This window comes from Microbispora sp. NPDC046973 (assembly GCF_040644495.1).
Taxonomy (GTDB): Bacteria; Actinomycetota; Actinomycetes; order Streptosporangiales; family Streptosporangiaceae; genus Microbispora.
This window is the reverse complement of record NZ_JBEYWQ010000009.1, coordinates 192,757-219,089: the sequence shown is the minus strand read 5'-3', so window position 1 is coordinate 219,089 and position 26,333 is coordinate 192,757. Positions and strand designations below refer to the sequence as shown.

Here is a 26,333-nt window from a genome sequence, read left to right as displayed (position 1 = left end):
TCAACCGGACGCTCGGCTTCGGGCCCGTGTCCACCTGGACCGACGCCGTCCTCCGGTTGTAGTCCCCGGCCCGAGCGGTACGGCTCAGCCGCCGCCGGCGCGGGTGGCGCCGATGGAGGCGACGACCACGCAGCCGATCGCCGCCCACTCGCGGACCTGGAGCACCTCGTGCAGGACGAACAGGCCGACGAGCGCGGCGGCGGCGGGCTCCAGGCTCATCAGGATGCCGAAGACCCGCTTGGGCATCCGGCGCAGGGCCTCCAGCTCCAGCGAGTAGGGGATGACCGAGGAGAGCAGGCCGACCCCGGCACCGATCAGCAGGATCTCGGGCCGCAGCAGGTCGCTCCCGCCCGCGGTGACCCCGATGGGCGCGATGACGATCGTGGACACGATCATGGCGAACGACAGCCCGCTCGCTCCGGGGAAGCGAGCGCCGGTGGCCGCGGAGAACACGATGTAGGCGGCCCAGCACGCCCCCGCAAGCGCCGCGCACCCGATGCCGACCCAGCTCGCGGTCCCCGCCCCTCCCCACGGGGCGAGCAGGATCACGCCCGCCGCGGCCAGCGCCACCCACAGCAGGTCGAGCCGGCGGCGGGAGGACACCACGGCCAGGGTGAGCGGCCCGATGAACTCGATGGCCACCGCGATCCCGATCGGCAGCCGGGCGAGGGCCTCGTAGAACGACAGGTTCATCAGGCCGAGGCTGAGCCCGAACGCGACGCCGACGGCGAGGTCGCGCCGCGACAGCCCGTGCACCCTGGGCCGGACGACGGCCAGCAGCATGACGGCGCTGGTGGCGATGCGCAGGAAGACCACGGCCGAAGGGGGGAGCTGCGTGAACAGGTTCTTGGCCAGTCCGGCGCCCACCTGCACCGACAGGATGCCCAGCAGCACCAGCCCGGACGGCGGTATCGCGTCCGAGGCGGCCCGCAGCGCCCTGCCCGGCGACGGCCTCATGCGATACGGCTCGGCTCCCGGAAGGGACTCAGCGGTCATGCCGGCAACCCCACAAGATGGCATTGATCACGAACAAACGCACGCAATCATATGCGCCGGCCGCCAGGCCGCAGGTAGGGCCCCCGGCGTCATACGCCGGGGCCCGGTGTCACTCCCGGCGGCCCGGTGTCACTCCCAGCGGAACGTGCGGGCGGCCAGGGCGAGCGCGGCCACCGTCCAGCACAGCAGCACGAGCAGCGCGCCGCCGGGGAAGCCGCCGCCGGCGCTCAGGACGGTCCGCAGGCCGGAGGTGAGCGCGCTGATCGGCAGCAGCCCGAGCACGTGCTGCACCCCGGCGGGGAACCGGTCCAGCGGGAACAGCACGCCGCCGAGCCCGAGCAGCACCAGATAGACGAGGTTGGCCCCGGCCAGCGTGGCCTCCGCCCGCAGCGTGCCGGCCATGAGCAGGCCGAGGCCGCTGAAGGCCGCCGTGCCCAGCAGCAGGAGCGGCACGGCCCACAGCGGATCGCCGTGCGGAGACCAGCCGAGCGCGAGCGCCACCGCGACGATCACCACGACCTGCAGCGCCTCCACGGCGACGACCGCGACGGTCTTGGCCAGCAGCAGCCCGGCCCGCGACAGCGGGGTCGCGCCCAGGCGCTTGAGCACGCCGTACCTGCGCTCGAAGCCGGTCGCGATCGCCTGCCCGGTGAACGCGGTCGACATGACCGCGAGCGCGAGGATGCCGGGAGCGACGAAGTCGACGCGCGCGCCGCCGCCGACGTCCACCAGCGGGGCCGTGGAGAAGCCGACGAGCAGCAGGATCGGAATGATCATCGTGAGCAGGAGCTGCTCGCCGTTGCGCAGCATGGCCCGGATCTCCGCGCCCGCCTGGGCGAGGACCATCCGGTGCAGCGGCGCGGCCCCGGGCCGCGGCGTGAGGTCCAGCGTGGCGATCGTGCTCACCGCAGCTCCCTGCCGGTCAGTTCGAGGAAGACGTCCTCCAGCGTGCGCCGCTCGATGCGCAGGTCCTCGGTGGTGACGCCCTCGGTGGCGCACCAGGCGGTGACCGTCGCGAGCAGCTGCGGGCCGACCTGCCCCTCGATGATGTAGTGGCCCGAGGGCGACTCCTTGGCGGCGCTGCCCGGCGGCAGCGCGGCCAGCAGTTCCTCCAGATCGAGTCCGGGGCGCGCGCGGAACCTGAGCTGGCGCTCGGCACCGGTGAGCGACTCGGGCGTGCCCTCGGCCACCACCCGGCCGTGGTCGATGACCACCACGTGGTCGGAGAGCTTCTCCGCCTCGTCCATCTGGTGGGTCGTCAGCACCACCGACACCCCGGCGGCGCGCAGCGCGGCGACCAGGTCCCAGCAGGCGTGCCGCGCCTGCGGGTCGAGCCCGGCGGTCGGCTCGTCCAGGAAGACCAGCTCCGGCCGCCCGATCACCGCCGCCGCGAGCGACAGGCGCTGCTGCTGGCCGCCCGACAGCCGCCGGTACGGTGTGCGCGCGTGGTCGGTCAGGCCGAGCACGCCGAGCAGGGCGCCGGGGTCGATCGGGTGGGCGTAGAACCGGGAGACCACCCGCAGCCACTCGCCCGCGCGGGCGGCGGGAGGCACCCCTCCCGTCTGCGGCATGATGCCCAGGCGCGGTTTGAGGGCGGGGTCGGCCGGGTCCAGGCCGAGCACGCGCACGGTCCCGCCGTCCGGCCGGCGGAAGCCCTCGCAGATCTCGATCGTCGAGGTCTTGCCCGCGCCATTCGGCCCGAGGATCGCCGTGACGGCGCCCCGCGCGCAGGTGAGGGTCAGCCCGTCGACGGCCGTGGTGCTTCCGTAGCGCTTGACGAGCCCGTCGATCTCCACTGCCGGCGCGGCGTCGCCCGCGCTGCCGAGCGTGCTCTCGAACGTGCTGTCAACCCCCGGCACTCCCACCGGCCTCCCCTCGCAGGACCGACCGCCGCAGCCGGCCGGATGCGGGCGGCCCTGGTCAGTCGTCGACGGCATCGAGTCTAGGGAGCGGGGGGCGCGCTCTCGTCGGCGAGTGCCGCCATTCCAGCCCAAGGAGGTAAAGGATGCGGAAAAGTCGCGTCGTCGCAGGTTAGGTAAGGCTTACCTGCGTGAGAAATTGCATCTCCGTCGACCTCGCCTTGGGTTTGTCGCCGGGGAAGGAATTACGGCACACTGATGTTGTGAAAAACGTGCAGGGGAAGCAGAGCGCCGAGAAGGCCGTGGTGACGCGGCCCGTTCCGGCATCCCCTGTGCACATGGACATCAGTGCCGAGCGCGGCACCCGGGCCAGGGTGGCGCGGCTCATCCTGGAGCACGGGCCGGTGACCGCCGCGGCGCTCGGCGAGCGGCTCGGGCTGACGCCGGCCGCGGTGCGCCGTCATCTCGACGCGCTGCTGGCCGAGGGCATGATAGAGCCGCGTACGGCCCGCCCGCGCGGCCAGCGGGGGCGCGGCAGGCCGGCGAAGATGTTCGCGATCACCGACGCGGGCCGCAGCGCCTTCGTCCACGCCTACGACGACCTCGCCGGCAGCGCGCTGCGCTTCCTGGCCGAGCGCCTGGGTGGCGAGGCGGTGTCGGAGTTCGCCCGGGCGCAGGTGTCCGGGCTGGTCGGCCGGCTCGAGGCGCTGATGCGCGAGGTCCCCGCCGACCAGCGGGTCCGCGTGCTGGCCGAGGCGCTGTCCACCGAGGGCTACGCGGCGTCGGCGTCCGCGACGGGCAAGGGCGGCGAGCAGCTGTGCCAGCACCACTGCCCGGTCGCGCACGTCGCGGCGCAGTTCCCGCAGCTGTGCGAGGCGGAGACCGAGGCCTTCGCCCGGCTGCTGGGCACGCCCGTGCAGCGGCTCGCCACGATCGCCAACGGCGACGGGGTCTGCACCACCCATGTGAGTTCACACGCGCTCGCCGCACGGCACGCGCGTCCCGATCTATCGACCGCCGATTCATCGACCGCCGATCTATCGGCCGCACATCAATCGAGCACATCGACGAGCAAGGAGTCCGGAAGGTGACTGTCACCGACCGCCCGGAGCTGGAAGGCCTCGGGAATTACAAGTTCGGCTGGGCCGACACGGACGTGGCCGGGGCCGCGGCCCGTCGTGGGCTGTCCGAAGAGGTCGTCCGCAACATCTCCGCGCTCAAGAACGAGCCGGAGTGGATGCTCGACCTGCGCCTCAAGGGCCTTCGGCTGTTCGGGAAGAAGCCGCTGCCGACCTGGGGCTCCGACCTCACGGGCATCGACTTCGACAACATCAAGTACTTCGTCCGCTCGACGGAGAAGCAGGCCGCGTCCTGGGACGAGCTGCCCCCCGACATCAAGAACACCTACGACAAGCTCGGCATCCCTGAGGCGGAGAAGCAGCGCCTCATCGCCGGCGTCGCCGCCCAGTACGAGTCCGAGGTCGTCTACCACAAGATCCGTGAGGACCTCGAGGAGAAGGGCGTCATCTTCGTCGACACCGACACCGGCCTGCGCGAGCACGAGGAGCTCTTCAAGGAGTACTTCGGCACGGTGATCCCGGTGGGCGACAACAAGTTCGCCGCGCTCAACACCGCCGTGTGGTCGGGCGGCTCGTTCATCTACGTGCCGCCGAACGTGAACGTCGAGATTCCGCTGCAGGCCTACTTCCGGATCAACACCGAGAACATGGGCCAGTTCGAGCGGACCCTGATCATCGTGGACGAGAACTCCTACGTCCACTACGTCGAGGGCTGCACCGCGCCGATCTACTCGTCCGACTCGCTCCACTCGGCGGTCGTCGAGATCATCGTGAAGAAGGGCGCCCGCTGCCGCTACACGACGATCCAGAACTGGTCGAACAACGTCTACAACCTGGTCACCAAGCGCGCCGTGGCCTACGAGGGCGCGACCATGGAGTGGATCGACGGCAACATCGGCTCCAAGGTGACCATGAAGTACCCGGCCGTCTACCTGATGGGCGAGCACGCCAAGGGCGAGACGCTGTCGGTGGCCTTCGCCGGCGAGGGCCAGCACCAGGACGCGGGCGCCAAGATGGTGCACCTCGCGCCCAAGACGTCCTCGACGATCATCTCCAAGTCCGTGGCGCGCGGCGGCGGCCGCACGTCCTACCGCGGCCTGGTGCAGATCGAGGAGGGCGCGGCAGGCTCGGCCTCGACCGTCAAGTGCGACGCGCTGCTGGTCGACCAGATCAGCCGGTCCGACACCTATCCCTACGTGGACGTCCGCGAGGACGACGTGTCGATGGGCCACGAGGCCACGGTCTCCAAGGTGTCGGAGGACCAGCTCTTCTACCTGATGAGCCGCGGCCTGGGCGAGGACGAGGCGATGGCCATGATCGTGCGCGGCTTCGTCGAGCCGATCGCCCGCGAGCTGCCCATGGAGTACGCCCTGGAGCTCAACCGCCTGATCGAGCTGCAGATGGAAGGAGCGGTCGGCTGATGGGCCTGGAGACCAAGCCGCTGTCGACGCTGCACGAGAAGTCGTCGTACGACGTGGCCGACTTCCCGGTGCCGACGGGCCGCGAGGAGGAGTGGCGCTTCACGCCGCTGTCGCGGCTGAAGGGGCTGCACAACGGCACGGCCGCCGTCACCGGCGGCGTCGTGGTGGACGTCGAGGCCGCGCCCGAGGTGCGCGTCGAGACGGTCGGCCGCGACGACGCGAGGCTCGGCAAGGCCTACACGCCGGCCGACCGGGTCAGCGCGCAGGCCTACTCGTCGTTCGAGAAGGCCACCGTCGTCACGGTGCCGAAGATGACGGCCGCCTCCCGGCCCACCGTGATCACGCTGCGGGGGTCCGGGGCGGGCGCCGCCGCGTACGGGCACATCCTCGTGTCGGTGGAGCCGATGGCCGAGGCCGTGCTGGTCCTGGACCACCGCGGCAGCGCCGTCTACGCCGACAACGTCGAGTTCGACGTGGCCGAGGGCGCGACGCTCAAGGTCGTCAGCCTGCAGGACTGGGACGACGACGCCGTGCACGTCTCCCACCACCACGCGCGGCTCGGCAAGGACGCGACGTTCCGCTCGTTCGTGGTCACCCTCGGCGGCGACCTGGTACGGCTGTCGCCCTCGGTGTCGTACACCGCCCCGGGCGGCGACGCCGACCTGACCGGCCTGTACTTCGTGGACGCGGGCCAGCACCTGGAGCACCGCCTGCTGGTGGACCACAGCGTGCCCAACTGCCGCAGCAACGTGACCTACAAGGGCGCGCTGCAGGGCGACGGCGCCCACGCGGTCTGGATCGGCGACGTGATCATCCGGGCCGAGGCCGAGGGCACCGACACCTACGAGCTGAACCGCAACCTCATCCTCACCGACGGCGCCCGCGCCGACTCGGTGCCGAACCTGGAGATCCTCACCGGCGAGGTCGCGGGAGCGGGCCACGCGTCCGCCTCCGGCCGCCTCGACGACGAGCACATCTTCTACCTGCAGGCCCGCGGCATCCCGTTCGACGAGGCCCGCCGCCTGGTCATCCACGGCTTCTTCGCCCAGCTGCTGGAGAAGATCGAGGTGGCGGAGATCCGCGAGCGGGTCCTGTCCGCGGTCGAGGCGGAGCTGGCCCGATGAGCGCCGAGACCGCCCACTGGGAGAAGGTCTGCCAGGTCGGAGACATCCCCGACGGCGGCGTCCTCGGCCTGGAGGTCGGGGAGACGCCCGTCGCGCTGGTGCGGACCGCCGGCGAGGTCTTCGCCCTGCACGACGTGTGCTCCCACGCCGAGGTCCGCCTCAGCGAGGGCGAGGTCTACGACCACACGCTGGAGTGCTGGCTGCACGGCTCCTGCTTCGACCTGCGCACCGGCAAGCCCACCGGGCCGCCGGCGACCAGGCCCGTCAACGTCTACCGAGTCAAGATCGAAGGCGACGACGTGTACGTCTCGCTCTCGAAGGAGTAAATACAAGTGTCCACCCTTGAGATTCGTGACCTGCACGTCGCCGTGGGCGACAAGGAGATCCTGCGCGGCGTCGACCTGACGGTCCGCAGCGGCGAGACGCACGCCATCATGGGCCCGAACGGCTCGGGTAAGTCCACGCTGGCGTACGCCGTCGCGGGGCACCCCAAGTACACCGTCACCTCCGGCTCCGTGCTGCTCGACGGCGAGGACCTGCTGGAGATGTCGGTGGACGAGCGCGCCCGCGCCGGCCTGTTCCTCGCCATGCAGTACCCGGTCGAGGTGCCCGGTGTCAGCGTGTCGAACTTCCTGCGCTCGGCGATCACCGCGGTCCGCGGCGAGGCGCCCAAGCTGCGCGAGTTCGCCAAGGAGCTGAAGTCGGGCATGGACGCGCTGTCCATCGACCCGGCCTTCGCCCAGCGCAACACCAACGAGGGCTTCTCCGGCGGTGAGAAGAAGCGCCACGAGATCCTCCAGCTGGAGCTGCTCAAGCCCAAGATCGCGGTGCTGGACGAGACCGACTCCGGTCTCGACGTCGACGCCCTGCGCGTGGTCTCCGAGGGCATCAACCGGTTCCGCGCCTCCGGTGACACCGGCGTGCTGCTGATCACCCACTACACCCGCATCCTGCGCTACGTGAAGCCGGACTTCGTCCACGTCTTCGCCGGCGGGCGCGTTGTGGAGGAGGGCGGCCCCGAGCTGGCCGACAAGCTCGAGAACGAGGGCTACGAGGCCTACACCTCGAAGGCGTCCGCCTGATGAGTGCGCCCGGCTTCGACGTGGAGAGGATCAGGAAGGACTTCCCGGTCCTCGCCCGCGAACTTCCCGGAGGCAGGTCGCTGGTCTACCTCGACTCCGGCAACTCCTCCCAGAAGCCGACCCAGGTGATCGAGACCATGCGCGATCACCTGACCTGGCACTACGGCAACGTCGGCCGGGCGCTGCACGTGCTGGGCAGCGAGTCGACCGAGGCGTACGAGGCGGCGCGCGACAAGATCGCCGCGTTCGTGAAGGCCCCGTCGCGCGACGAGATCGTCTTCACCAAGAACGCCTCCGAGGCCCTCAACCTCGTGGCGTACGCCTTCGGCAACCCCGTCGGCGAGGACGAGCGGTTCCGGATGGGCCCCGGCGACGAGATCGTCATCTCGGAGATGGAGCACCACTCCAACATCGTGCCGTGGCAGCTGCTCGCGCAGCGGACCGGCGCGACGCTGCGCTGGTTCCCGGTGACCGACGAGGGCCGCCTCGACATCGGGGGCCTGGAGGAGCTGGTCAACGAGCGCACGAAGATCGTCTCCATCGCGCACCAGTCGAACGTCCTCGGCACGGTCAACTCGGTCTCGCCGATCCTGGCCCGCGTGCGCCAGGTGGGTGCGCTGATGATGCTCGACGCGTCGCAGTCGGTGCCCCACCAGCCCGTGGACGTGACCGAGCTGGATGTCGACTTCGTCGCGTTCACCGGCCACAAGATGGTCGGGCCGTCCGGCATCGGCGTGCTGTGGGGCCGCCGCGAGCTGCTCGACGCCATGCCACCGTTCCTCGGCGGCGGCGAGATGATCGAGGCGGTCTGGATGGACCGCTCGACGTACGCGCCGGTGCCGCACAAGTTCGAGGCGGGGACGCCGCCCATCGTCGAGGCGATCGGCCTCGGCGCCGCGGCCGACTACCTGACCGCCGTCGGCATGGACCAGATCAAGGCGCACGAGAAGGAACTGGTCGCGTACGCGCTGGAGGCGCTGCCGGAGGTCCCGGGGCTCAGGATCATCGGCCCGCGCACGCCCATCGCCAGGGGCGGAACGATCTCGTTCACGCTGGAGGGGATCCACCCGCACGACGTGGGGCAGATCCTCGACGACGTGTACGGGATCGCGGTGCGGGTAGGTCATCACTGCGCCCGGCCGCTCCACCTCAGGTTCGGAATTCCGGCCACCACGCGGGCGTCTTTCTACCTGTACAACACGACGGCCGAGATCGACGCACTGGTCCGCGGCCTCCACCACGTGCAGAAGGTGTTCGGCTGAGCCATGATCGGTGAATCCATGTACCAGGAGCTGATCCTGGAGCACTACAAGCATCCCCAGGGGCGGGGCCTGCGTGAGCCGTACGACGCGGAGGTGCACCACGTCAACCCGACCTGCGGCGACGAGGTGACGCTGCGGGTGAAGGTGGCCGACGGCGGCAAGGTGCTCGACGTGTCCTACGACGGCCAGGGGTGCTCCATCAGCCAGGCCGCCGCCTCGGTTCTGCACGAGCTCGCCACCGGCTCCACGGTGGAGGAGTCGCTGTCGGTGGTGGACGAGTTCACCCGGCTCATGCAGGGCAGGGGCCAGGTGGAGCCCGACGAGGACGTGCTGGGTGACGCGGTGGCGTTCGCCGGTGTGGCGAAGTTCCCCGCCCGCGTCAAGTGCGCGCTGCTGGCCTGGATGGCCTACAAGGACGCGCTGATGAGGAGCCAGGGATGACCGGCGGCCTCCGCCGCGTTGGGAAGTACGGCGCCGCGCCGCGGGCGCCGCGAGGTGAGGAGACGACGTGAGCAAGCCGACCGAGACCCCGACGGGTACCGCGACCGAGGCGCCGACCGGGACCTTCGACGGGCAGACCTCTCTCGACGACGTGGTCGAGGCGTTGAAGGACGTCGTCGACCCCGAGCTGGGAATCAACGTGGTGGACCTCGGCCTCGTGTACGGCGTCAACCTCGACCCGGCCGCCGAGGGCGAGCGCCCCATCGCCACCATCGACATGACGCTCACCAGCGCCGCCTGCCCGCTGACCGACGTGATCGAGGACCAGGCCAACTCGGCGCTCGCCGACCTGGTCTCCAACGTGGTCATCAACTGGGTCTGGCTGCCGCCATGGGGCCCCGACAAGATCACTGATGAGGGTCGCGACCAGCTTCGCATGCTCGGTTTCAACGTCTGACCGGCCGGACCGGGTCCGGTCCTGCCACCCGTGTGTCCGGGGCCCGGCGCCCCGGACACACGCGTTCCGCCGGTCGTTTTCCCGGGTGCTCACGACGCGGCGCTCGCGCCGCGGTGCCGCAGCCTTTGCGATCCGGTGCTTGCGATGCGGTGCTCGCGCCGCCGCGCCCCGGCCGCCGTCGGCCCGTTGAATCGCCGCCGCGGCGCGGGAATGCCGTACAGTTGTTCTTTGCTTCTCTTTGTGCGACGTGAGTGACGGGCGTCCGTGGGATGCCGCCACCCGGCGGTCTCCACTTCTGCGGGACGCGCTCACGGCATCACCCGGGCGCAGGCCGCTTTCACTCTCCGGCCCGCGGCGCCCCGATCGGTACGGCCTCGCTCGCCGTACGTGTACAGGCTCGTCCTTTCGCAGAAGTGACGCGCCCACGTGTTCCGGCACGTTCTTTCTACGAAAGGCACGATTTCGTGACCATGCTTGACCTCGGTGAGGGCACCGAGACCCGCGCCGAGTTCGCACTGCTGGGTCTGCCCAAGCCGCTCGTGGCGGGGCTGGCCCGGCAGGGCATCAACGAGCCGTTCCCGATCCAGCGGGCGGCCATCCCCGACATCCTCGCCGGGTACGACGTCCTCGGCCGGGGCCAGACCGGCTCCGGCAAGACGCTCGCCTTCGGCCTGCCCACGCTGACCAGGATCGCGGGGGAGAGGGCACGCCCCGGCCGGCCCCGCGCCCTCGTCCTGGTGCCCACCCGCGAACTGGCCCTGCAGGTGACCGACGCCCTCGAACCGCTCGGTCGCGGGCTGTCGCTGCGCACCCGCACGGTCGTCGGCGGCATGTCCATGGGCCGCCAGATCGAGGACCTGCGCCGGGGGGTCGACGTCGTCGTCGCCACGCCCGGCCGCCTCACCGACCTCATCGAGCAGGGCGAGTGCGCGCTGGACGACGTCCAGATCACCGTCCTCGACGAGGCCGACCACATGTGCGACCTCGGGTTCCTGCCCGTGGTCAGCGCGCTGCTCGCGCGCACGCCCGCCGACGGGCAGCGCCTGCTGTTCTCCGCGACCCTCGACGGGGACGTGGACACACTGGTCAAGCGCTTCCTCACCGACCCGGTGATCCACTCTCTGGACCCGGCCACCTCCTCGGTGGAGACGATGGAGCACCACCTGCTCCAGGTGCACCGCGACGACAAGGTGGACGTGACGGCGGAGATCGCCAACCGGGACGGCCGTACGATCCTGTTCGTCCGCACCCAGCACGGCGTCGACCGCGTCGTGAAGCAACTCGCCCGGTCGGGGGTCCGCGCGGGCGGTCTGCACGGCGGCAAGCGGCAGAACCAGCGCACCCGCATCCTCGACGGGTTCCGCGAGGGCACGATCGGGGTGCTCGTCTGCACCGACGTCGCCGCCCGCGGCATCCACGTGGACGACGTGAGCCTCGTGCTGCACGTGGACCCGCCGGCCGACCACAAGAGCTACCTGCACCGGGGCGGCCGTACGGCCCGGGCGGGCGAGCGCGGCGTGGTGCTGACGCTGGTCCTGCCGAGCGAGCGCCGCGCCACCGAGTCGATGACCCGCAAGGCGGGGGTGACCCCGTCCCGTCACCGGGTGGCGCCGGGTGACCCGATCCTGGGCGAGATCGCCGGGGCCCGGCGGCCGAGCGGCGAGGCCGTTCCGGTGTGGGAGCCCGACGTGCGCAGGCCGCTGCGGCCCGCGCGCGACGACCGGGCGCCCGGCCGACGGCGGCACGGCGGGGACCGTCATCGCGGCGCCGACCGCCCGGGTGACGGGGACGGCCGGCGCAGGCGGTCCGACCAGGGCGAGCGGCCTCGCGGTCCCCGGACCGGCGACGGCTGGACCGAAGGCCGCGCCGAGTCCCACGGCGGCCACCGCCGTGGCCGCACGGGCGGACAGGGCGGCCAGGCCGGGCACGGCCAGGGCGGTTACAGCGGTCAGGGCGGATACGGCGGTCAGGGCGGATACGGCGGTCAGGGCGGACGCGGAGGCTACGGCGGGGACGGCGGCCGTGGCGGCAGCCGCGGCCGCGGCAGCCGCTTCACCGGCCGCTGAATCCATCCACCACATTGCCTGAGCAACCAACGGGCCGTCCGTACGGGCGGCCCGTTGGCGTGTCCGGGGCGAGCCCTCGGTCATGGCGCGGCCGAGAGCTGCAGCCTGCCCAAGATCGTGGACGCTTGCTTGGACAAAATATGTAGACCGGTCTATTGTCACCCGCATGAGTGGAACCAAGGGAGCCGAGACCAGTGCCCGGCTGGTGGAGTCGATGCTGGAGCTGATCCAGCGGCACGGCTACAGCGGTACGGGACTCAACGCGGTGGTGGAGCATGCGGCCGCCCCGAAGGGGTCGCTCTACTTTCACTTCCCTCAGGGGAAGGAGGCACTGGGAGAGAAGGCCGTCGAACTCGCGGCGGCGCGGTTCGGCTCCCTCGTCGCCGATTCCGCGCTGGAGTCGGCCACTCCCGGCGCGGTGGTGGGCCGCGTGATCGACGCGGTGGCCGGGATCCTCACCGACAGCGACTTCCACCTGGGCTGCCCGGTCTCGGTGGTGACGCTGGAGATGGGCGCGCAGAGCGAGCGGCTGCGGGAGGCCTGTGCGAACGCCTTCGAGTCGTGGATCGCGCCGGTGACCGAGTATCTCGTCGCGCGCGGTCGTCCTCGCTCCGATGCCCGCGCGACGGCCACGGCCGTCGTCAGCATGGTGGAGGGAGCGGTGATCGTGTCCCGTGCCCAGCGGTCGACCGAGCCCCTGCGCTGCGCGGCCCGGGCGCTCGCCGTACTGCTCGACGGCGTCTCCCCGGACGACGAGGCGTCCCACGGTGAGCGCACGGAGGTGTCGTCGTGAGCACCGGGGACCGGCACGCGCTGGTCCTGGGCGCGACCGGCTTCGTCGGACGCCACCTGGTCCTGGCACTCGGTCACGCCGGCGTCCGGGTGAGCGCGGCCAGCCGGAGCCCTGAGTCCTACCGGCGGCTGGTCCGCTGGCTGATCGAGCACGGGCATGACGAGGCCCCGGCCGACCTCCGGGTCGATTTCACCAAGCTGTCGCTGATCGAGGGTGAGCTCGACGACGTCACCGAGGTCTACAACTGCGCCGGCGCCTACCGGTTCGGCATGTCGGCGGACGAGGCCCGCCGCGCCAACGTCGACAGTGTCCGCGCGGTCGTCGCCTTCGCGGCGCGACTGTCGCGGCTGCGCCGCCTCGTCCACGTCTCCGGGTATCGCGTGAGAGGGCAGGACCCCCACCCCTGGAGCGAGGAGCGGCGGCGGGACACCTATCGGGCCCTGGGCGCGTACGAGGCGTCCAAAGTGGAGGCGGACGCCGTCTTCCGGGCCGAGGCGGATCGGCTGGGCGTGCCCTGGTCGGTCGTCAATCCGGCCAGCGTGATCGGTGACAGCGTCACCGGCGAGTCCGACCAGCACCTCGGGCTCGCGTCGACCCTGCGCGACCTCTGGCAGGGCGACCTCCCCGCGGTTCCGGGAAACGCGCGGACGTTCGTCCCCGTGGTGGCGGCGGACTACCTCGCCCGGTTCATGACCCTGCTGCCGGTCGACGAGACCGCCGAGCGCGCCTCCTACTGGCTGCTGGACGACGACACGCCCGCACTGCCCGGCCTGATCGCGCTCGTCGCGGAGCACTACCGGGTCAGGGCGCCCTGGGCGCGGGTTCCGGTGGCCGTGGTGAAGCGCCTGCCCCGCCGGCTCACGAAGGCCGATCCGGAGACGCTGACGTTCCTGTCGAGCGACCGTTACCCCACCGCCTCGGCCCGCGCCTTCGCCGCCCGTCACGGGCTGACCATGCCGGACACCGCCACGACGATCCGCCGCTGGGCCGACCACCTGGCGGCGAACCGGTTCGGGGACGCCCCCGGCGGCGGCAGGAGGTTCACCCGTCCGGGCGGGGTGCGGACGTTCGAGCTCGGCGAGCCGGGCGCGCCCACGGTGGTGTTGCCGGGTCTGCCGGTCAACGCCGACACGTGGGCGCGGGTCGTCGCGGCGCTGGGCCGGGCCCGCGCCGCCGACCTGCCGGGGCTGGGGATGAGCGCGGGAGGCCGCGAGGACTGGCCGTCCTGGCTGACCGCCCTCGTCACCGAGACCGGCGCACGCCACCTGGTCGGTCACTCCATCGGCGCCGCGGCCGCCGTCGAGGCCGCGGCCGCCCATCCGGGCGCGGTGGACCGGCTCACGCTCGTGGCGCCGTTCTTCCTCCAGGAGCGCTCCGCTCCCGCCGCCCGCTTCGCACTCCCGGCCCGCTGGTACCTCGACCGGGTCTCCGCCCGGGCGCTGGCCGCGCGGCTCACCGGAGACCCGGCGCACGCGGCCGCCCTCCACTCCAGCGTGGCGGACCTGCGCCGCGGCGCCGCCGCCACCGCCGCCCGGCTCCTGGCCGCCGCGGCGTCGCCCCGGTGGCGGGCGGATCTGCGGGCCGAGCTCGCGCGCTACCCGGGACACGTGCACGTCGTCGTGGGTTCCCGCGACCCGCTCGGCCCGGAAGGGCGGGCCCTTCTGGACACGCTCCCGCGGGTCACCGTGACGGTGATCTCGGACGCCGGTCATCACCCCCAGCTCACGCATCCCGAGGAGGTCGCCGAAGCCGTCCGGGCGTAGGGAGCCTCCCCGGGTGCGCGCGCCGTTCAGCCCTTCAGGCCGCTCAGCACGATCCCGCGGGTGAAGTAGCGCTGGAAGGCGAGGAAGAAGGCGATCGACGGCAGGGAGGCGAGCAGGCCGCCCGCCATGATCGCCCCCTGGTTCTGCGCGCCCGTGAAATAGGAGTTGAGGCGGGCCAGGGCGACCGGGATGTTCGCCATCTCGTCGCTCTGCACGATGATCAGCGGCCAGAGGAAGTTGTTCCACTCCGCGAGCACGATGAAGATCGACATCGCGGCGAGGGCCGGGCGCAGCAGCGGCAGCACGATCCGCCACCAGATGCGCCACTCCCCGGCGCCGTCGACCCGGGCGGCCTGGATGAGCTCGTCCGGGACCGAGTGGAGGAACTGCACCAGGAAGAACAGCACGAACGCCTTGGCCAGCGCCGGGACGATGTAGCCCTGGTAGGTGTCCAGCCAGCCCAGGTTGCGCATGATGACGTAGTTCGGCACCAGGGTGGTCTGCCAGGGCACCATCATCGAGGCGACGATCAGCAGGAAGATCAGCCGCCGCCCGGGCACGCGGTGCTTGGTGATCACGTACGCCGCCAGCGAGGCGATCAGCAGCGACCCGACCGTGATCGCGACCGTGATCACCAGGCTGTTGAACATGAAGCGGCCGAACCCGAAGTCCACCTGGAACCGCTGGAAGATGCCCTGGAGATGGCCGGGGTTGACCCGGGTGGGGGAGTAGCCGGGGTCGTAGAAGTTGTTCAGCGTGGGATGCTCGGGCACGAACGACGGCGGCTGCCGGTTCAGCTCCGTCACCGGCTTGAACACCGTGATCAGCATCCAGTAGAACGGCGCGATCATGGTGAGCGACAGCAGGTAGAACGGCAGGCGCAGCAGGTGGCCCCGCCAGGTGGCGCCCGTCCCGGCGGCGGGCGCCTGCCGGGGTGCGGCGGCCGGGTCGGCGACGATCGGTGTGGTCGTGGGGGCGACGGCCATCACAGCTCCTTCAGGGCGCGGCCGATGCGGAGGTTGACCATGCTGAGGGCGAAGATGATCAGGAAGAGCACCCAGGCGATGGCCGAGGCGTAGCCGAGCTTGAAGTGTGTGAAGCCCTGGTCGTAGAGGTAGGGCACGATCATCAGGCCCGCGTCGAGCACGCCGCCGATGTTGTTGGTGCCCCGGAACACGATGTAGACGGCTTCGAAGACCTGGAAGGCCCCGATCAGGCCGGTCACGACCACGTAGGTGGTGACCGGGCGCAGCAGCGGCAGCGTCACCCGGCGGAACTGCTGCCAGGTGCCGGCGCCGTCGATGCGGGCCGCCTCGTAGTACTCCTGCGGGATCGTGTTGAGCCCGGCGACGTACAGGACCATGCCGTAGCCCATCCCGCCCCACACCGACATGAGCACGAGGACGGGGATCGTGAGCCCGGGGGTGGCGAGCCATTCGACCGCCCTGCCGCCGAACCAGGTCATGACGGTGTTGGCCAGGCCGAAGTCGCCGGGGCTGAGGATCCACTTCCAGAGCAGCATGAGCGCGATCGACGAGGTCACCGAGGGCAGGAAGAAGATCGTCCGCATGATGCGGTGCGGCCAGCTCGACCCGCTGAAGGCCAGCGCGAGGCCGAGCGACAGCAGCGTGCCGATCCCGACGGACGCCACGACGTAGAGGAACGTGTTGCCGAGGGCGTGCCGGAACCGGTCGTCGTCGAACAGCAGGCGCCGGAAGTTCTCCAGGCCCTGGAACTGCGGGGCGTTCACCCCGTCGAACTTCGTGAAGCTGAGATAGAGCGAGTTGGCCAGGGGCCAGACCAGGAATCCGGCGAACAGGCCGAGGAACGGCAGCAGCATCAGATAGGAGGTGCCGTAGCGGCGCCATCGTTGCCGGGGCGCGGCGGCGTGAATTGCCATGTCGTTCTCCATCCGGAGGGAAACCGTGGACGGGACCCGGGCCGGTGCGGGGTCGGGCGGCACCGGCCCGGGCAGGTGTGCAAGGACGGAGGCCGCGGCCGGTGAGGGGTCAGGCGTCACCGGCGAGTCACGGCCGTCCCGGCTATCCGGCGTTGCGCTCCATGACCTTGGCGGCCTCGGCCAGGGCCGTCTTCACGTCGGCCTTGCCGAGGATCGCAGCCTGGAACTGCTTGGCCACGTCGGACGCGCTCTCGTCCCAGCCGGGGCATCCGGGCGCCGCCGCACCGGTCTTGATGATCTCTCCGAACACCGCCGAGTGCTCCGGCGTGAACGGGGAGTCGGCGACCTTGTCCGGGCGGGGCGGGATGTAGGCGATGTTGCGGGCCTTCGACTCCGCCGTCACCGCGTCGACGGCCTCGTCGGTGTAGAGGAACTTGACGAAGTCGGCCGCCTGCTGGATGTGCTTGCTGTACGACGTGACCCCGACGGCCCGTCCGCCGATGAAGGTCGTGGGCGCCGCCGGGCCGGCCGGCAGCGGGGCGATGGCCCACTTGCCCTTCAGCTTGGGCTTGCTGGTGTCGATGCCGAGGGCGTTCCAGTTGCCGCCGTAGACCATCGCGATGCCCTGGTCGAGCGCGTCCGAGGTCGTCACCGTGTCGGTCGGCGCGCCGTACTTACGGTGCAGGTCGATCCAGTACGACAGCGCCTGCTCGGCCTGTGGGGTGTCGAGCGAGGGCTTGCAGTCCGGCGTGTAGAAGCTGCCGCCGGCCTGGTAGAGGAAGTTGAAGTAGCCGATCCAGTCGAGGTTGCCCCAGTCGATGCTGAACGGCGTCTTCACCCCGGATTTCTTGAGTTTCCCGATGTCGGCGGTCAGTTCCTCCCAGGTCTTGGGCGGCTCCTTGAGCCCGGCCTTCTCGAACAGGTCGGTCCGGTAATAGAGGGCCTCGGTGGACATGTCGAGCGGGATGCCGTAGACGGTGCCGTCGGGGGAGACGGCCGACTTCCACTGGGCGGGCTGCGCCTTGGCCTGGAGCTGCTCGACGCCGTACTTACGCAGGTCGACCATCCCGCCGCGCAGGCCGAACTGGATGGTCCAGGTCATGCCGCCGGAGATGATGTCGGGCCCGCTGCGGCTGGTCGAGGCCGCCAGCAGCTTGGCGTACGCGTCGTCCCAGGCCAGCGTCTGCACCTTGATCGTCACATTGGGATGCGACTTCGTGTACAGGTCGGCCGCCTTCTGGAAGGCCGCGCTCTCGTCGTCGCCTCCGGTGGACCACCACGTGATCGCGGCGGGGGCGTTCGCGTCGGCCTGTCTGGTCTCCGAGGTGCCGCTGGTCGCGCAGCCCGCGCCGAAGGCGGCGATCAGGGCGGCGCAGGTCGCCGCCGTCGTTCGTCGCATGGACGTCTCCGATCTCTACGGAAAGTGATCGACTGACATGTCGTGCCCCCGAGAGGCGGCCCGCCGCGAGGCCGTGCCCGTGCGGCGCACCGCCCACGCTTCGAATTTGTGCAGAGTCCAGCACTAAACCGGATTAGTTTCAAGAGGGTGTTTCATGCCGTCAATCCGGACGTCACGCCGTTCGTGGCGTGATTTCGCAGGTTAGAGGCGTTGAGGATGGCGTGCCGGATTCCGGTGGACGACTCTTAACCGGGTCAGAAGTATGAAACAAGGCACTTGTGTAACCTTGCGGCGTACACGAGCCAGGCCCACCACCCCACGGGAGCTCCCATGTTCGTCGACATGCCCCTTGACCAGTTGCGCGCCTACCTTCCCGAGCGCCGGGAGCCCGCCGACTTCGACGCATTCTGGGACCGCACGCTCGCCGAGGCCCGCGCGCACGACCTGGATGCCGTCTTCGAGCCGTACGAGGCCGACCTCGCGCTGGTGGACGTGGCCGACGTGACGTTCGCGGGATTCGGCGGGCATCCGATCAAGGGGTGGTTCATCGCGCCCGCGGGCGCGCAGGGACCGCTGCCGTGCGTGGTGGAGTTCATCGGGTACGGCGGCGGCCGCGGCCGGCCGCACGACTGGCTGCTGTGGCCGGCCGCCGGATACGCGACCTTCGTGATGGACACCCGGGGGCAGGGCGGCACCTGGCGCTCGGGCGACACCCCCGACCCGGTGGGCGGAAACGGCGGGCAGATCCCCGGCAAGCTCACGCAGGGCGTGTTCGACCGCGACGACTACTACTACCGGCGGCTCTACACCGACGTCGTGCGCGCGGTCGAGGCGGCCAGGTCGCACCCCCTGGTGGACGCCGGGCGGGTCGTCGTGGCCGGCGGCAGCCAGGGGGGCGGCATGGCGCTGGCCGCCGCCGCGCTCGTGCCCGACATCGCCTACGCGTTCGTCAACGTGCCGTTCATGTGCGACATCCGGCGCGCCGTCGAGATCACCGACGAGGACCCGTACGGCGAGCTGGGCCGGTTCTGCGGAATCCACAGGACGCGGGTCGAGGACATCTTCGCGACCCTCGACTACTTCGACGGGCTGCACTTCGCGGCGCGGGCCCGCACACCCGCCCGGTTCTCCGTCGCCCTGCGCGACGGCGTCACCCCGGCCTCGACGGTGTTCGGGGCCTACAACCACTACGCCGGTCCCAAGGACATCACGGTCTGGCCGTTCAACGGCCACGAGGGCGGGGAGTCGCAGCAGGCGCTGGAGCTGCTCAGGCTGGCCAGGAAGGTCCTCGGCTGACCCGGCCTCGAAGGAGCCTGGGCACGGGACCGATCTCGCAGGGTGGACGCGGGGCGCGGCGGCCCGCCCCCGCGACTACCCTGGGGCCGATACCCTGAACGCGCAGGCACACGACCCGAGAGAGACCATGAAGACCTTCGAAGAGCTGTACGCCGAGCTGGCAGAGAAGGCGCGCACCCGGCCCGCGGGGTCCGGCACCGTGGCCGCCCTGGACGCCGGCGTCCATGCCATCGGCAAGAAGGTCATCGAGGAGGCCGCGGAGAGCTGGATGGCGGCCGAGCACGAGTCGGCGGACCGGGCGGCCGAGGAGATCTCGCAGCTGCTCTACCACGTCCAGGTCCTGATGCTGGCGCGCGGAATCGGGCTGGACGAGGTCTACAAGCATCTGTAGCCGCCGCGGCGGCCCCGGATCGTCCATCGACCTCGTTCTTGCCCGAAAGGATCTCCCACTCATGCTGCGCATCGCCGTACCGAACAAGGGCGCGCTCTCCGAGGCCGCCCAGACCATGCTGAAGGAGGCTGGCTACCGCCAGCGCAGGGACAGCAAGGAGCTCGTGGTCGTCGACTCCGAGAACTCCTGCGAGCTGTTCTTCCTCCGCCCGCGCGACATCGCCGTCTACGTCGGCGAGGGCACTCTCGACGCCGGGATCACCGGGCGCGACATGCTGTTCGACTCCGGCGCTCCGGCCGAGGAGGTCATGCCGCTCGGGTTCGGCCGGTCGACGTTCCGATTCGCCTCCACGCCGGGCGCCTACTCCGGCGTCGCCGACCTGTCCGGCCTGCGCATCGCCACCTCGTACGCAGGGCTGCTCGGCAAGCACCTCGCCGACCAGGGTGTGGACGCCAGGGTCATCAAGCTCGACGGCGCGGTCGAGACGGCGATCAGGCTCGGCGTCGCCGACGCGGTCGCCGACGTCGTGGAGACCGGCACGACGCTGCGCAACGTCGGCCTGGAGGTGTTCGGCGAGCCGATCGCGCACTCCGAGGCCGTCTTGATCAAGCGGGACGGCGCCCCCGAGGCCAACGGCTTCCAGCAGCTCATCCGCCGCCTGCAGGGCGTGCTCGTGGCCCGCGACTTCGTGATGATCGACTATGACATCCGGGCCGAGCGCATCGATGAGGCCATCGCCATCACCCCGGGCATGGAGGGGCCGACCGTCTCCCCGCTCCACCGCGAGGGCTGGGTGGCCGTGCGGGCGATGGTCCCGCGCAAGGGCCACCAGCAGGTGATGGACCAGCTCTGGGAGATCGGCGCCAAGGCGATCCTCGTCACCGCCATCTTCGCCTGCCGTCTCTGACCCGCGGAGCCCGCCGGGTGACGCGCGGATGACAAATGTCATCGCGAACGCCGGAGACGCGGCACTGATGATCGGACCCGCCCGATCCCTACCGTGAGGGCATGAACGCCATCGCCTTCACCGACGTCACCAAGAGGTACGGGGACGTGCTCGCGGTCGACGGCCTCGACCTGGAGGTCCCGGCCGGCGCCACGGTCGCCCTCCTCGGGCCGAACGGGGCCGGGAAGTCCACCTCGATCGCCATGCTGCTGGGCCTGCTGCGGCCCAGTTCCGGCGAGATCCGGGTCTTCGGCGAGCCGCCGCAGACGGCGGTCGCCAACGGGGAGATCGGCGCGATGCTCCAGGAGGGCGCGCTGATCCCCGAGCTGACCGTGGCCGAGACCGTGGACTTCGTCCGGCGGCTCTACCCGCGTCCGCTGCCGCTGGAGGAGATCCTGCGGCTCGCCGACCTCACCGAGCTCGCCCGGCGGCGGGCCGACCGGCTGTCCGGCGGCCAGACCCAGCGGGTCCGGTTCGCGCTGGCGATCGCGGGCGGGCCGAGGCTGCTGCTGCTCGACGAGCCGACCGCGGCCATGGACGTCGAGTCCCGCCGTACGTTCTGGGACAACATGCGGGCGTACGCCGCGCGGGGCCGGACGATCCTGTTCGCCACCCACTATCTGGAGGAGGCCGACGAGAACGCCGACCGGGTGGTCGTGATCGCCCGCGGCCGGGTCGTCGCCGACGGCAGCGCCGCCGAGATCAAGGCCGGGGTCGCCGGTCAGGCGGTGAGCTTCCTGCTGGGCGAGCAGCCGGTCGCCGGGCTCGACGCCCTGCCCGGGACGACCGGCGTGGAACTGCAGGGCGGCCGGGTCACGCTGCGCACCACCGACCTCGACGCCACCGTCGCCGCGTTGTATCGCAAGACCACCCTCGACATCCGCGACCTCCAGCTCCACGGGGCCGATCTGGAGGACGCCTTCCTCGCCCTCACCAAGGAGGCCTGACGATGCGGCACTACATCAAGGTCGAACTGCTGCGGATGCTGCGCAACAAGCGCTACGTCATCTTCGTGGTCGCCTTTCCCGTCGGGTTCTACCTCCTCTACTCCAACCTCTGGGGGGCGGAGTCCGACCAGGCGACCGGGCTGCGCGGCAGCGTCCTGCTGATGGTCTCGATGGCCGCGTACGGCGCGCTGGCCGCCGCCATGATGTCGACGGCCGTGCCCTGGTCGCAGGAGCGGCACAGCGGCTGGCTGCGGCAGCTCCAGATCACCCCGCTGCCGGGCCGGGCGATCATCCTGACGAAGCTGATCTCCTCGCTGCTGCTGGTGCTGCCGTCGCTGCTCCTGGTCGGCCTGGCCGCGGTGCTGACCCAGCACGTGTCGCTGTCGCCGGTGCGGTGGGTGGAGCTGATCCTGGCGATGTGGGCCGGCACGATCCCCTTCGCGGCGCTGGGCCTGGCGATCGGATCCCTGCTGCCGCCCGACACCGCGCAGCCCGTCGCGATGATCGGCATGTTCGGGCTGGCCCTGCTCGGCGGGCTCTGGTTCCCCGAGAGCATCATGCCCGCGGCCATGAAGAGCATCGCCCACGTGACCCCGTCGTACGACTACGCGCGCATCGGGTGGCGGATCGCGGCGGGCGAGACCCCGCACGCGGCCGACGCGGCCGGCATCCTCGTCTGGGCGGTGGCCCTGGTGGCGCTGGCGCTCGTCGCCTACCGTCGCGCTACAGTACGCGCCTGATATCCACCAGCTTCGGAGGGAACGGCGGGATGAGCCGGCTGGCCAGAGTGTTCACCTTCGGCGGGATGGACGACCGTCCCTCCCGCCTGAGGCGCCTGATGGGCATCTCGCTGGGCCTGATCTACCTCTTCTACCCGGTCTCCGAGGTGGTCGACGGCACGGTGAGCGGCGCGCGGGCGCTCTGGTGGATGGCCGCGCTCGCGGTCTTCGTGGCCGTCTACCTGACGATCGCGCTGGGGCCGCGCGCTCTCGACGACCATCCCCGGTGGCTGTTCCCCCTGCTCGGCGTCGCGACGGCGATGGCGGCGGTCTTCCCGTTGATCTTCTGGAGCCCTTCCTGGCTGGCCCTGTCGGTCTACCTGGTGGTCGTCTACTCGATGGGGCTGCCGCCCCGCCGCGCCCTGCTCGGGGTCGCGGCCATGGCCGCGCTCGTCGTCGCCGAGGGCAGGGTCATGGGCGCCGACGACGGCACGGTATGGGCGCTCGTGCTGCAGGTCGTCACGCTCGGCGTGCTGTTCATGAGCGTGCGCAACACCCGCGTCCTCGTCGTCCAGCTCAGGCAGGCGCAGAGCGAGGTCGCCAGGCTGGCCGCCACCGAGGAGCGGCTGCGGATCGCTCGCGACCTGCACGACCTGCTGGGGCACAGCCTCTCGCTCATCGTGCTCAAGAGCGAGCTGGCCCGCCGCCTGGGCGAGCAGGGCTCGCCGAAGGCCGCCGGGGAGGTGGCCGACATCGAGTCGGTGGCGCGGCAGGCGCTGGCGCAGGTGCGCGAGGCCGTGAGCGGATACCGCCGGCGCCGCATGTCGGAGGAGATCGACGGCGCCAGGTCGGCGCTGGGCGCCGCCGACGTCGCCCTCACCGTGCGCACGCGCGGCACCCCGCTGCCCGAGGACCTCGACGGCCTGTTCGCCTGGGCCGTACGCGAGGCCACCACCAACGTCGTACGGCACTCCGGGGCCACCCGCTGCGAGATCGACGTGGCGTACGGCGAGGAGGGCGCGGTGCTGGAGATCGCCGACAACGGCGGCGGCGGGGCCTACACGGCGGGCAACGGGCTCATCGGGCTCGGCGAGCGGGTGCGCGCGGCGGGCGGGGACCTGGAGGTCGAGGCCGGCAAACGGGGGTTCAGGGTGCGGGTCGAGGTTCCGCCGCCCCTGGGCCACACGGCCGAGATGATCGCGGATAGGTTGGGCGAATGATCAGGGTCGTGCTGGCGGAGGACCAGAGCATGGTGCGGGGAGCGCTCGCCTCCCTGCTCGGTCTGGAGCCCGACATCGAGGTGGTCGGAGAGGCGGCGAACGGGGACGAGGTGATCGCCGTCGCCGAGGCGACCCGGCCTGACATCGCGCTGCTCGACATCGAGATGCCCGGCAGGGACGGGATCGCCGCCGCCGAGGAACTGCGCCGCCGGGTCCCCGGGTGCCGGGTGGTGATCCTCACGACGTTCGGCAGGCCCGGCTACCTGCGCCGGGCGATGGAGGCGGGGGCGGTGGCCTTCCTGGTGAAGGACAGCCCCGCGAGCGAGCTGGCCGCCGCGATCAGGCGGGTGCTGCGGGGTGAGCGCGTGATCGACCCGGGGCTTGCCGCCGCCGCGCTCAGCGCCGGGCCGAACCCGCTGTCGCCGCGCGAGCGCGACGTGCTGTCCGCCGCCGTGGACGGCTCGACGATCAACGACATCGCGCTGCGGCTGCACCTGTCGGAGGGCACGGTGCGCAACTACCTGTCGGCGGCCATCCACAAGACCGGCGCGCGCAACCGCATCGAGGCCGTGCAGAAGGCCCAGGCGCAGGGCTGGCTCTAGAGTCCCTCCCGCGGCACTGCCGGCGAGGCGGGGCCGGCCGTGGTCACCAGGCGTACGCCTCGGGCGCGGGCTTGGCTCCGTTGGGCCCCGGAGGCGGGAAGAGCTCGTCCAGCCTGGCGAGCGTGCCGTCGTCGAGCGTGATCCGAAGTGCGCGCAGCGAGCCGTCGAGCTGCTCGACCGTTCGCGGTCCGACGATCGGTCCGGTCACCCCGTCCTGCGCGAGCAGCCACGCGAGTCCGACGTGGGCCGGGTCCTCGCCGATCTCGGCGCACAACTTCTCGTACGCCTCGACGGAGTCCCGGTGCTCGGCCAGCGCGGCGGCCCAGAGTCCCGAACCGCTGCGGGCGGCGATCCCCTCACGCTGCTTGCGCAGGACGCCGCTGAGCACTCCGCCGTGCAGCGGCGACCACGGGATCACCCCCAGCCCGTAGTGCCGCGCGGCGGGCAGCACCTCCAGTTCGGCCCAGCGCGACATCAGGTTGTAGATGGACTGTTCGCTGACGAGCCCGAGGAAGTGGCGGGACCGCGCGGCCTCCTGCGCCTGCGCGATGTGCCAGCCGGCGAAGTTGGACGAGCCGAAGTAGAGCACCTTGCCCTGCTGGCGAAGGACGCCGAACGCCTCCCAGATCTCCTCCCACGGCGTGCTCCGGTCGATGTGGTGCATCTGGTACAGGTCGATGTGGTCGGTCCGCAGCCGCCTGAGTGACGCCTCGCACGCGCGCCGGATGTGCAGAGCGGACAGGAACCGTTCGTTGGGCCGGTTCCCCATCGGCTGATAGACCTTCGTGGCCAGCACGGTCCTGTCGCGCCGGCCGCCGCCTTGGGCGAACCAACGGCCGATGATCTGCTCGGTGACGCCTTCACCCTGCTGCGCGCCGTATGCGTCGGCCGTGTCGAAGAAGTTGACGCCGTGCTCGTGCGCACGGTCCATGATCGCGTGACTGTCGTCTTCGGACGTCCGTGAGCCGAAGTTCATCGTGCCGAGGACGATCCGGGACACCGAAAGGCCGCTGCGGCCGAGGCGGGTGTACTCCACGTGTTTCTCACTCTCGAAGGGGCGTCACTGGTCGCATCAAGAAGGACGCAGTGAAGCTACAACTTGCGACATAGGTGTTGCAAGTCGTTCGCCAAGCGGCGACGCTGCCGTACGCGTTGCCCCTGGAGACAGCCGAACGCGCCCTCGGCGGTGGGCGTGCGGCGGCTTCAGCGAACCGGGCGCGCCTGGAGGTCGGCGGCGTGCCGCAGCAGGTCGCCGACCCGCACCACGCCCATGCACCTGCCGACCTCGTCGACCACCACGAGGTCGTCGTACACCCGGGCGTTGTCCCGGCCCGCCACCTGCATGGCCGCGACCACCGGGGTCGTCTTGGCCACGATCTTCGCGGGGTCCGCCAGGCGGCCGGCCGGCTTCCTCGCGTGCAGCGCGTGGCCGTACGCCCCGGCCATGAAGAGCAGGAACCGGCTGCGGTCGACGCTGCCCTGCGGCCGCTGGTATTCGTCCACCAGGATCACGCTCGTGATCGAGGGTTCGGCGCTCAGCACGGCGACGACCTCCTCGGCCGTCGCCTCGGCCGGCAGCGTCACCGCGGGAAGCAGGAGCTCCTGCACCCGGGGGCCCAGCGACGCGGTGACGGCGGCCGCCTCCGGCACAGGCAGCGGCACATGGACGCGGTTGTACCCGTGGGAGGGCCGCCAGTCGGACGGCGCGAGCAGGGGACCCTGCGCGAGCCGGATCCCCCAGCCGCGCACCGCCGCCAGCTGCGTCTCGTCCCGCACGCCCGGGGCGAGCACGTGCGCGCCGACGCCGCGCGCGAGCCGGACCAGCGACTCCGCGAGCGCGCCGCGCCGGGGATCGCGCGGTCCCCGCGCCACCAGGTCGGGGGCCAGCGCGATCACGTACGGCGAGGCGTCGGCGAGCAGGTCGAGCGGCAGCGCCGCGGTGCCGATCCCGCCGAACGCGATGAGGTAGCCCACCGCGCGCAGCCCGTCGATCCCGGACAGCAGGGCCGTGCGCTCCACGGGCGCGAGATCGCCCTCGATGACGAGGATGACCTCGCGGGGACGCCGGTTGCACATGCGCATGGCCTCGTGCAGCGGTGCGAGGCCGGCCGACCCGCTGGCCACGGCGGCGGCGGAGATCGGCAGGACCAGCGGCAGCAGGGCCTCCTCGCGGGCGGCGGCCAGCAGGCCGTTCACCGTGCCCGCCACGCCCGGGCCGCCGGGGGAGGCGCCCTCGGCGATCACCTCGATCGCCACGGCGCCGCCGGTGTCGAGATCGACCACCGGGAGGAAGAGCGGGGCGGCCGGGCCGGGGAAGCCGGGCGAGGAGGGCGCGTACGCGCGCGGGTCGTGCGGCTGGGCGGCGGCAGGGGTGTACCTCCGCACCATGGTCGCCGGGGCGTGGTCCCACACGACGTCGGCCGGGCCGTGTTCCCGCGCGGTGTCCGCCGGGGCGTGTTCCCGCCCGCTGTCCGGGGGGAACGGGGTCGCCGGGGCCGAGCCGGGCGCCGGCACGCGCTGAGGGGCCGCGGCGAGCGGCGCCGCCGAGGGGGAGGGGAGCGACACGATTG

26 protein-coding genes are annotated in these 26,333 nt (G+C 71.5%); 18 read left to right on the top strand and 8 right to left on the bottom strand.

Annotated features, from left to right (window positions below):
* Nucleotides 1-84 precede the first annotated feature (84 nt).
* The 3 genes from ABZ860_RS19455 to ABZ860_RS19445 form a co-directional block, all read right to left on the bottom strand.
* Entirely contained in the window at nt 85-996 is a 912-nt protein-coding gene (locus ABZ860_RS19455; RefSeq protein WP_357221925.1) for an EamA family transporter, read from the bottom strand.
* Nucleotides 997-1,125: 129 nt separating this feature from the next.
* Entirely contained in the window at nt 1,126-1,842 is a 717-nt protein-coding gene (locus tag ABZ860_RS19450) for an ABC transporter permease (protein ID WP_357222050.1), read from the bottom strand.
* 56 nt (nt 1,843-1,898) lie between these two features.
* Entirely contained in the window at nt 1,899-2,855 is a 957-nt protein-coding gene (locus ABZ860_RS19445; RefSeq protein ID WP_357221924.1) for an ABC transporter ATP-binding protein, read from the bottom strand.
* A 338-nt stretch (nt 2,856-3,193) separates the two neighbouring features.
* Between ABZ860_RS19445 and ABZ860_RS19440 the strand changes: the two genes are divergently transcribed.
* From ABZ860_RS19440 to ABZ860_RS19390, 11 genes are all read left to right on the top strand, one after another.
* Complete coding sequence (locus ABZ860_RS19440; protein WP_357222048.1) at nt 3,194-3,946, top strand: metalloregulator ArsR/SmtB family transcription factor; 753 nt, start codon at nt 3,194-3,196, stop codon at nt 3,944-3,946.
* Nucleotides 3,919-5,355 carry a Fe-S cluster assembly protein SufB gene (gene sufB / locus ABZ860_RS19435; RefSeq protein WP_357222046.1) on the top strand — a complete coding sequence of 479 codons (1,437 nt, stop codon included), beginning with the start codon at nt 3,919-3,921 and terminating at the stop codon, nt 5,353-5,355. The genes ABZ860_RS19440 and sufB overlap by 28 nt, the downstream gene beginning before the upstream one ends.
* The gene (sufD, locus tag ABZ860_RS19430; protein WP_357221922.1) at nt 5,355-6,479 is read left to right on the top strand and encodes a Fe-S cluster assembly protein SufD; all 1,125 of its coding nucleotides are present in this window, start codon (nt 5,355-5,357) and stop codon (nt 6,477-6,479) included. The genes sufB and sufD overlap by 1 nt, the downstream gene beginning before the upstream one ends.
* Nucleotides 6,476-6,805: a non-heme iron oxygenase ferredoxin subunit gene (locus ABZ860_RS19425; RefSeq protein ID WP_357221920.1), complete on the top strand. Its 330-nt coding sequence runs from the start codon at nt 6,476-6,478 to the stop codon at nt 6,803-6,805. The genes sufD and ABZ860_RS19425 overlap by 4 nt, the downstream gene beginning before the upstream one ends.
* Before the next feature lie 6 nt (nt 6,806-6,811).
* Complete coding sequence (sufC, locus tag ABZ860_RS19420) at nt 6,812-7,561, top strand: Fe-S cluster assembly ATPase SufC (protein WP_357221918.1); 750 nt, start codon at nt 6,812-6,814, stop codon at nt 7,559-7,561.
* Nucleotides 7,561-8,823 (top strand): cysteine desulfurase, encoded by a 1,263-nt coding sequence (locus ABZ860_RS19415; RefSeq protein WP_357221916.1) that lies wholly within the window; start codon nt 7,561-7,563, stop codon nt 8,821-8,823. Before sufC ends, ABZ860_RS19415 begins: the two co-directional genes overlap by 1 nt.
* Nucleotides 8,824-8,826: 3 nt before the next feature.
* Nucleotides 8,827-9,264 (top strand): Fe-S cluster assembly sulfur transfer protein SufU, encoded by a 438-nt coding sequence (gene sufU, locus ABZ860_RS19410; protein ID WP_357221914.1) that lies wholly within the window; start codon nt 8,827-8,829, stop codon nt 9,262-9,264.
* A gap of 151 nt (nt 9,265-9,415) precedes the next feature.
* A complete protein-coding gene (locus ABZ860_RS19405) occupies nt 9,416-9,721 on the top strand; it encodes a metal-sulfur cluster assembly factor (RefSeq protein ID WP_357222044.1) in 306 nt (101 codons plus the stop codon).
* A gap of 470 nt (nt 9,722-10,191) precedes the next feature.
* The gene (locus ABZ860_RS19400; RefSeq protein ID WP_357222042.1) at nt 10,192-11,787 is read left to right on the top strand and encodes a DEAD/DEAH box helicase; all 1,596 of its coding nucleotides are present in this window, start codon (nt 10,192-10,194) and stop codon (nt 11,785-11,787) included.
* A 166-nt stretch (nt 11,788-11,953) separates the two neighbouring features.
* Nucleotides 11,954-12,580, top strand: coding sequence for a TetR/AcrR family transcriptional regulator (locus ABZ860_RS19395; protein ID WP_357221912.1), 627 nt, complete (start codon nt 11,954-11,956; stop codon nt 12,578-12,580).
* Nucleotides 12,577-14,343, top strand: coding sequence for an alpha/beta fold hydrolase (locus tag ABZ860_RS19390; protein ID WP_357221910.1), 1,767 nt, complete (start codon nt 12,577-12,579; stop codon nt 14,341-14,343). The genes ABZ860_RS19395 and ABZ860_RS19390 overlap by 4 nt, the downstream gene beginning before the upstream one ends.
* A gap of 26 nt (nt 14,344-14,369) precedes the next feature.
* Here ABZ860_RS19390 and ABZ860_RS19385 read toward each other — a convergent pair whose 3' ends face one another.
* The 3 genes from ABZ860_RS19385 to ABZ860_RS19375 form a co-directional block, all read right to left on the bottom strand.
* A complete protein-coding gene (locus ABZ860_RS19385) occupies nt 14,370-15,329 on the bottom strand; it encodes a carbohydrate ABC transporter permease (RefSeq protein WP_357221908.1) in 960 nt (319 codons plus the stop codon).
* Nucleotides 15,329-16,243 (bottom strand): sugar ABC transporter permease, encoded by a 915-nt coding sequence (locus ABZ860_RS19380; RefSeq protein ID WP_357221906.1) that lies wholly within the window; start codon nt 16,241-16,243, stop codon nt 15,329-15,331. The genes ABZ860_RS19385 and ABZ860_RS19380 overlap by 1 nt, the downstream gene beginning before the upstream one ends.
* Nucleotides 16,244-16,385: 142 nt before the next feature.
* Nucleotides 16,386-17,642 (bottom strand): extracellular solute-binding protein, encoded by a 1,257-nt coding sequence (locus tag ABZ860_RS19375; RefSeq protein ID WP_357221904.1) that lies wholly within the window; start codon nt 17,640-17,642, stop codon nt 16,386-16,388.
* Nucleotides 17,643-17,972: 330 nt separating this feature from the next.
* Here ABZ860_RS19375 and ABZ860_RS19370 point away from each other — a divergent pair, with 330 nt between their 5' ends.
* The 7 genes from ABZ860_RS19370 to ABZ860_RS19340 all read left to right on the top strand — a co-directional run bounded on the left by ABZ860_RS19370 (nt 17,973) and on the right by ABZ860_RS19340 (nt 23,763).
* Nucleotides 17,973-18,938: an acetylxylan esterase gene (locus ABZ860_RS19370; RefSeq protein WP_357221902.1), complete on the top strand. Its 966-nt coding sequence runs from the start codon at nt 17,973-17,975 to the stop codon at nt 18,936-18,938.
* 127 nt (nt 18,939-19,065) lie between these two features.
* Nucleotides 19,066-19,329 (top strand): phosphoribosyl-ATP diphosphatase, encoded by a 264-nt coding sequence (locus ABZ860_RS19365; RefSeq protein WP_357221900.1) that lies wholly within the window; start codon nt 19,066-19,068, stop codon nt 19,327-19,329.
* A gap of 61 nt (nt 19,330-19,390) precedes the next feature.
* Complete coding sequence (gene hisG / locus ABZ860_RS19360; protein WP_357221898.1) at nt 19,391-20,236, top strand: ATP phosphoribosyltransferase; 846 nt, start codon at nt 19,391-19,393, stop codon at nt 20,234-20,236.
* Nucleotides 20,237-20,337: 101 nt separating this feature from the next.
* The gene (locus ABZ860_RS19355) at nt 20,338-21,222 is read left to right on the top strand and encodes an ABC transporter ATP-binding protein (protein ID WP_357221896.1); all 885 of its coding nucleotides are present in this window, start codon (nt 20,338-20,340) and stop codon (nt 21,220-21,222) included.
* Nucleotides 21,223-21,224: 2 nt separating this feature from the next.
* On the top strand, nt 21,225-21,962 hold the full coding sequence (locus ABZ860_RS19350) for an ABC transporter permease (RefSeq protein ID WP_357221894.1): 738 nt from the start codon (nt 21,225-21,227) through the stop codon (nt 21,960-21,962).
* 29 nt (nt 21,963-21,991) lie between these two features.
* Nucleotides 21,992-23,161, top strand: coding sequence for a sensor histidine kinase (locus ABZ860_RS19345; protein WP_357221892.1), 1,170 nt, complete (start codon nt 21,992-21,994; stop codon nt 23,159-23,161).
* The gene (locus ABZ860_RS19340) at nt 23,158-23,763 is read left to right on the top strand and encodes a response regulator transcription factor (protein ID WP_357221890.1); all 606 of its coding nucleotides are present in this window, start codon (nt 23,158-23,160) and stop codon (nt 23,761-23,763) included. The genes ABZ860_RS19345 and ABZ860_RS19340 overlap by 4 nt, the downstream gene beginning before the upstream one ends.
* A 43-nt stretch (nt 23,764-23,806) precedes the next feature.
* On the opposite strand, the gene ABZ860_RS19335 is transcribed toward ABZ860_RS19340, so the two are convergent.
* Nucleotides 23,807-24,799, bottom strand: a complete 993-nt coding sequence (locus ABZ860_RS19335) for an aldo/keto reductase (protein WP_357221888.1) — start codon at nt 24,797-24,799, stop codon at nt 23,807-23,809.
* 167 nt (nt 24,800-24,966) lie between these two features.
* Entirely contained in the window at nt 24,967-26,328 is a 1,362-nt protein-coding gene (locus tag ABZ860_RS19330; RefSeq protein WP_357221886.1) for an EAL domain-containing protein, read from the bottom strand.
* Between the last annotated feature and the right edge of the window lie 5 nt (nt 26,329-26,333).

Bases quoted from the DNA above. Each gene is read 5' to 3' on its own strand.
- ABZ860_RS19455 (WP_357221925.1), bottom strand. From the start codon at position 996: ATGACCGCTGAGTCCCTTCCGGGAGCCGAGCCGTATCGCATGAGGCCG.
- ABZ860_RS19450 (WP_357222050.1), bottom strand. From the start codon at position 1,842: ATGGTCCTCGCCCAGGCGGGCGCGGAGATCCGGGCCATGCTGCGCAAC.
- ABZ860_RS19440 (WP_357222048.1), top strand. From the start codon at position 3,194: ATGGACATCAGTGCCGAGCGCGGCACCCGGGCCAGGGTGGCGCGGCTC.
- sufD (WP_357221922.1), top strand. From the start codon at position 5,355: ATGGGCCTGGAGACCAAGCCGCTGTCGACGCTGCACGAGAAGTCGTCG.
- ABZ860_RS19425 (WP_357221920.1), top strand. From the start codon at position 6,476: ATGAGCGCCGAGACCGCCCACTGGGAGAAGGTCTGCCAGGTCGGAGAC.
- ABZ860_RS19415 (WP_357221916.1), top strand. From the start codon at position 7,561: ATGAGTGCGCCCGGCTTCGACGTGGAGAGGATCAGGAAGGACTTCCCG.
- sufU (WP_357221914.1), top strand. From the start codon at position 8,827: ATGATCGGTGAATCCATGTACCAGGAGCTGATCCTGGAGCACTACAAG.
- ABZ860_RS19400 (WP_357222042.1), top strand. From the start codon at position 10,192: ATGCTTGACCTCGGTGAGGGCACCGAGACCCGCGCCGAGTTCGCACTG.
- ABZ860_RS19395 (WP_357221912.1), top strand. From the start codon at position 11,954: ATGAGTGGAACCAAGGGAGCCGAGACCAGTGCCCGGCTGGTGGAGTCG.
- ABZ860_RS19385 (WP_357221908.1), bottom strand. From the start codon at position 15,329: ATGGCCGTCGCCCCCACGACCACACCGATCGTCGCCGACCCGGCCGCC.
- ABZ860_RS19380 (WP_357221906.1), bottom strand. From the start codon at position 16,243: ATGGCAATTCACGCCGCCGCGCCCCGGCAACGATGGCGCCGCTACGGC.
- ABZ860_RS19375 (WP_357221904.1), bottom strand. From the start codon at position 17,642: ATGCGACGAACGACGGCGGCGACCTGCGCCGCCCTGATCGCCGCCTTC.
- ABZ860_RS19370 (WP_357221902.1), top strand. From the start codon at position 17,973: ATGTTCGTCGACATGCCCCTTGACCAGTTGCGCGCCTACCTTCCCGAG.
- ABZ860_RS19365 (WP_357221900.1), top strand. From the start codon at position 19,066: ATGAAGACCTTCGAAGAGCTGTACGCCGAGCTGGCAGAGAAGGCGCGC.
- hisG (WP_357221898.1), top strand. From the start codon at position 19,391: ATGCTGCGCATCGCCGTACCGAACAAGGGCGCGCTCTCCGAGGCCGCC.
- ABZ860_RS19355 (WP_357221896.1), top strand. From the start codon at position 20,338: ATGAACGCCATCGCCTTCACCGACGTCACCAAGAGGTACGGGGACGTG.
- ABZ860_RS19350 (WP_357221894.1), top strand. From the start codon at position 21,225: ATGCGGCACTACATCAAGGTCGAACTGCTGCGGATGCTGCGCAACAAG.
- ABZ860_RS19345 (WP_357221892.1), top strand. From the start codon at position 21,992: ATGAGCCGGCTGGCCAGAGTGTTCACCTTCGGCGGGATGGACGACCGT.
- ABZ860_RS19340 (WP_357221890.1), top strand. From the start codon at position 23,158: ATGATCAGGGTCGTGCTGGCGGAGGACCAGAGCATGGTGCGGGGAGCG.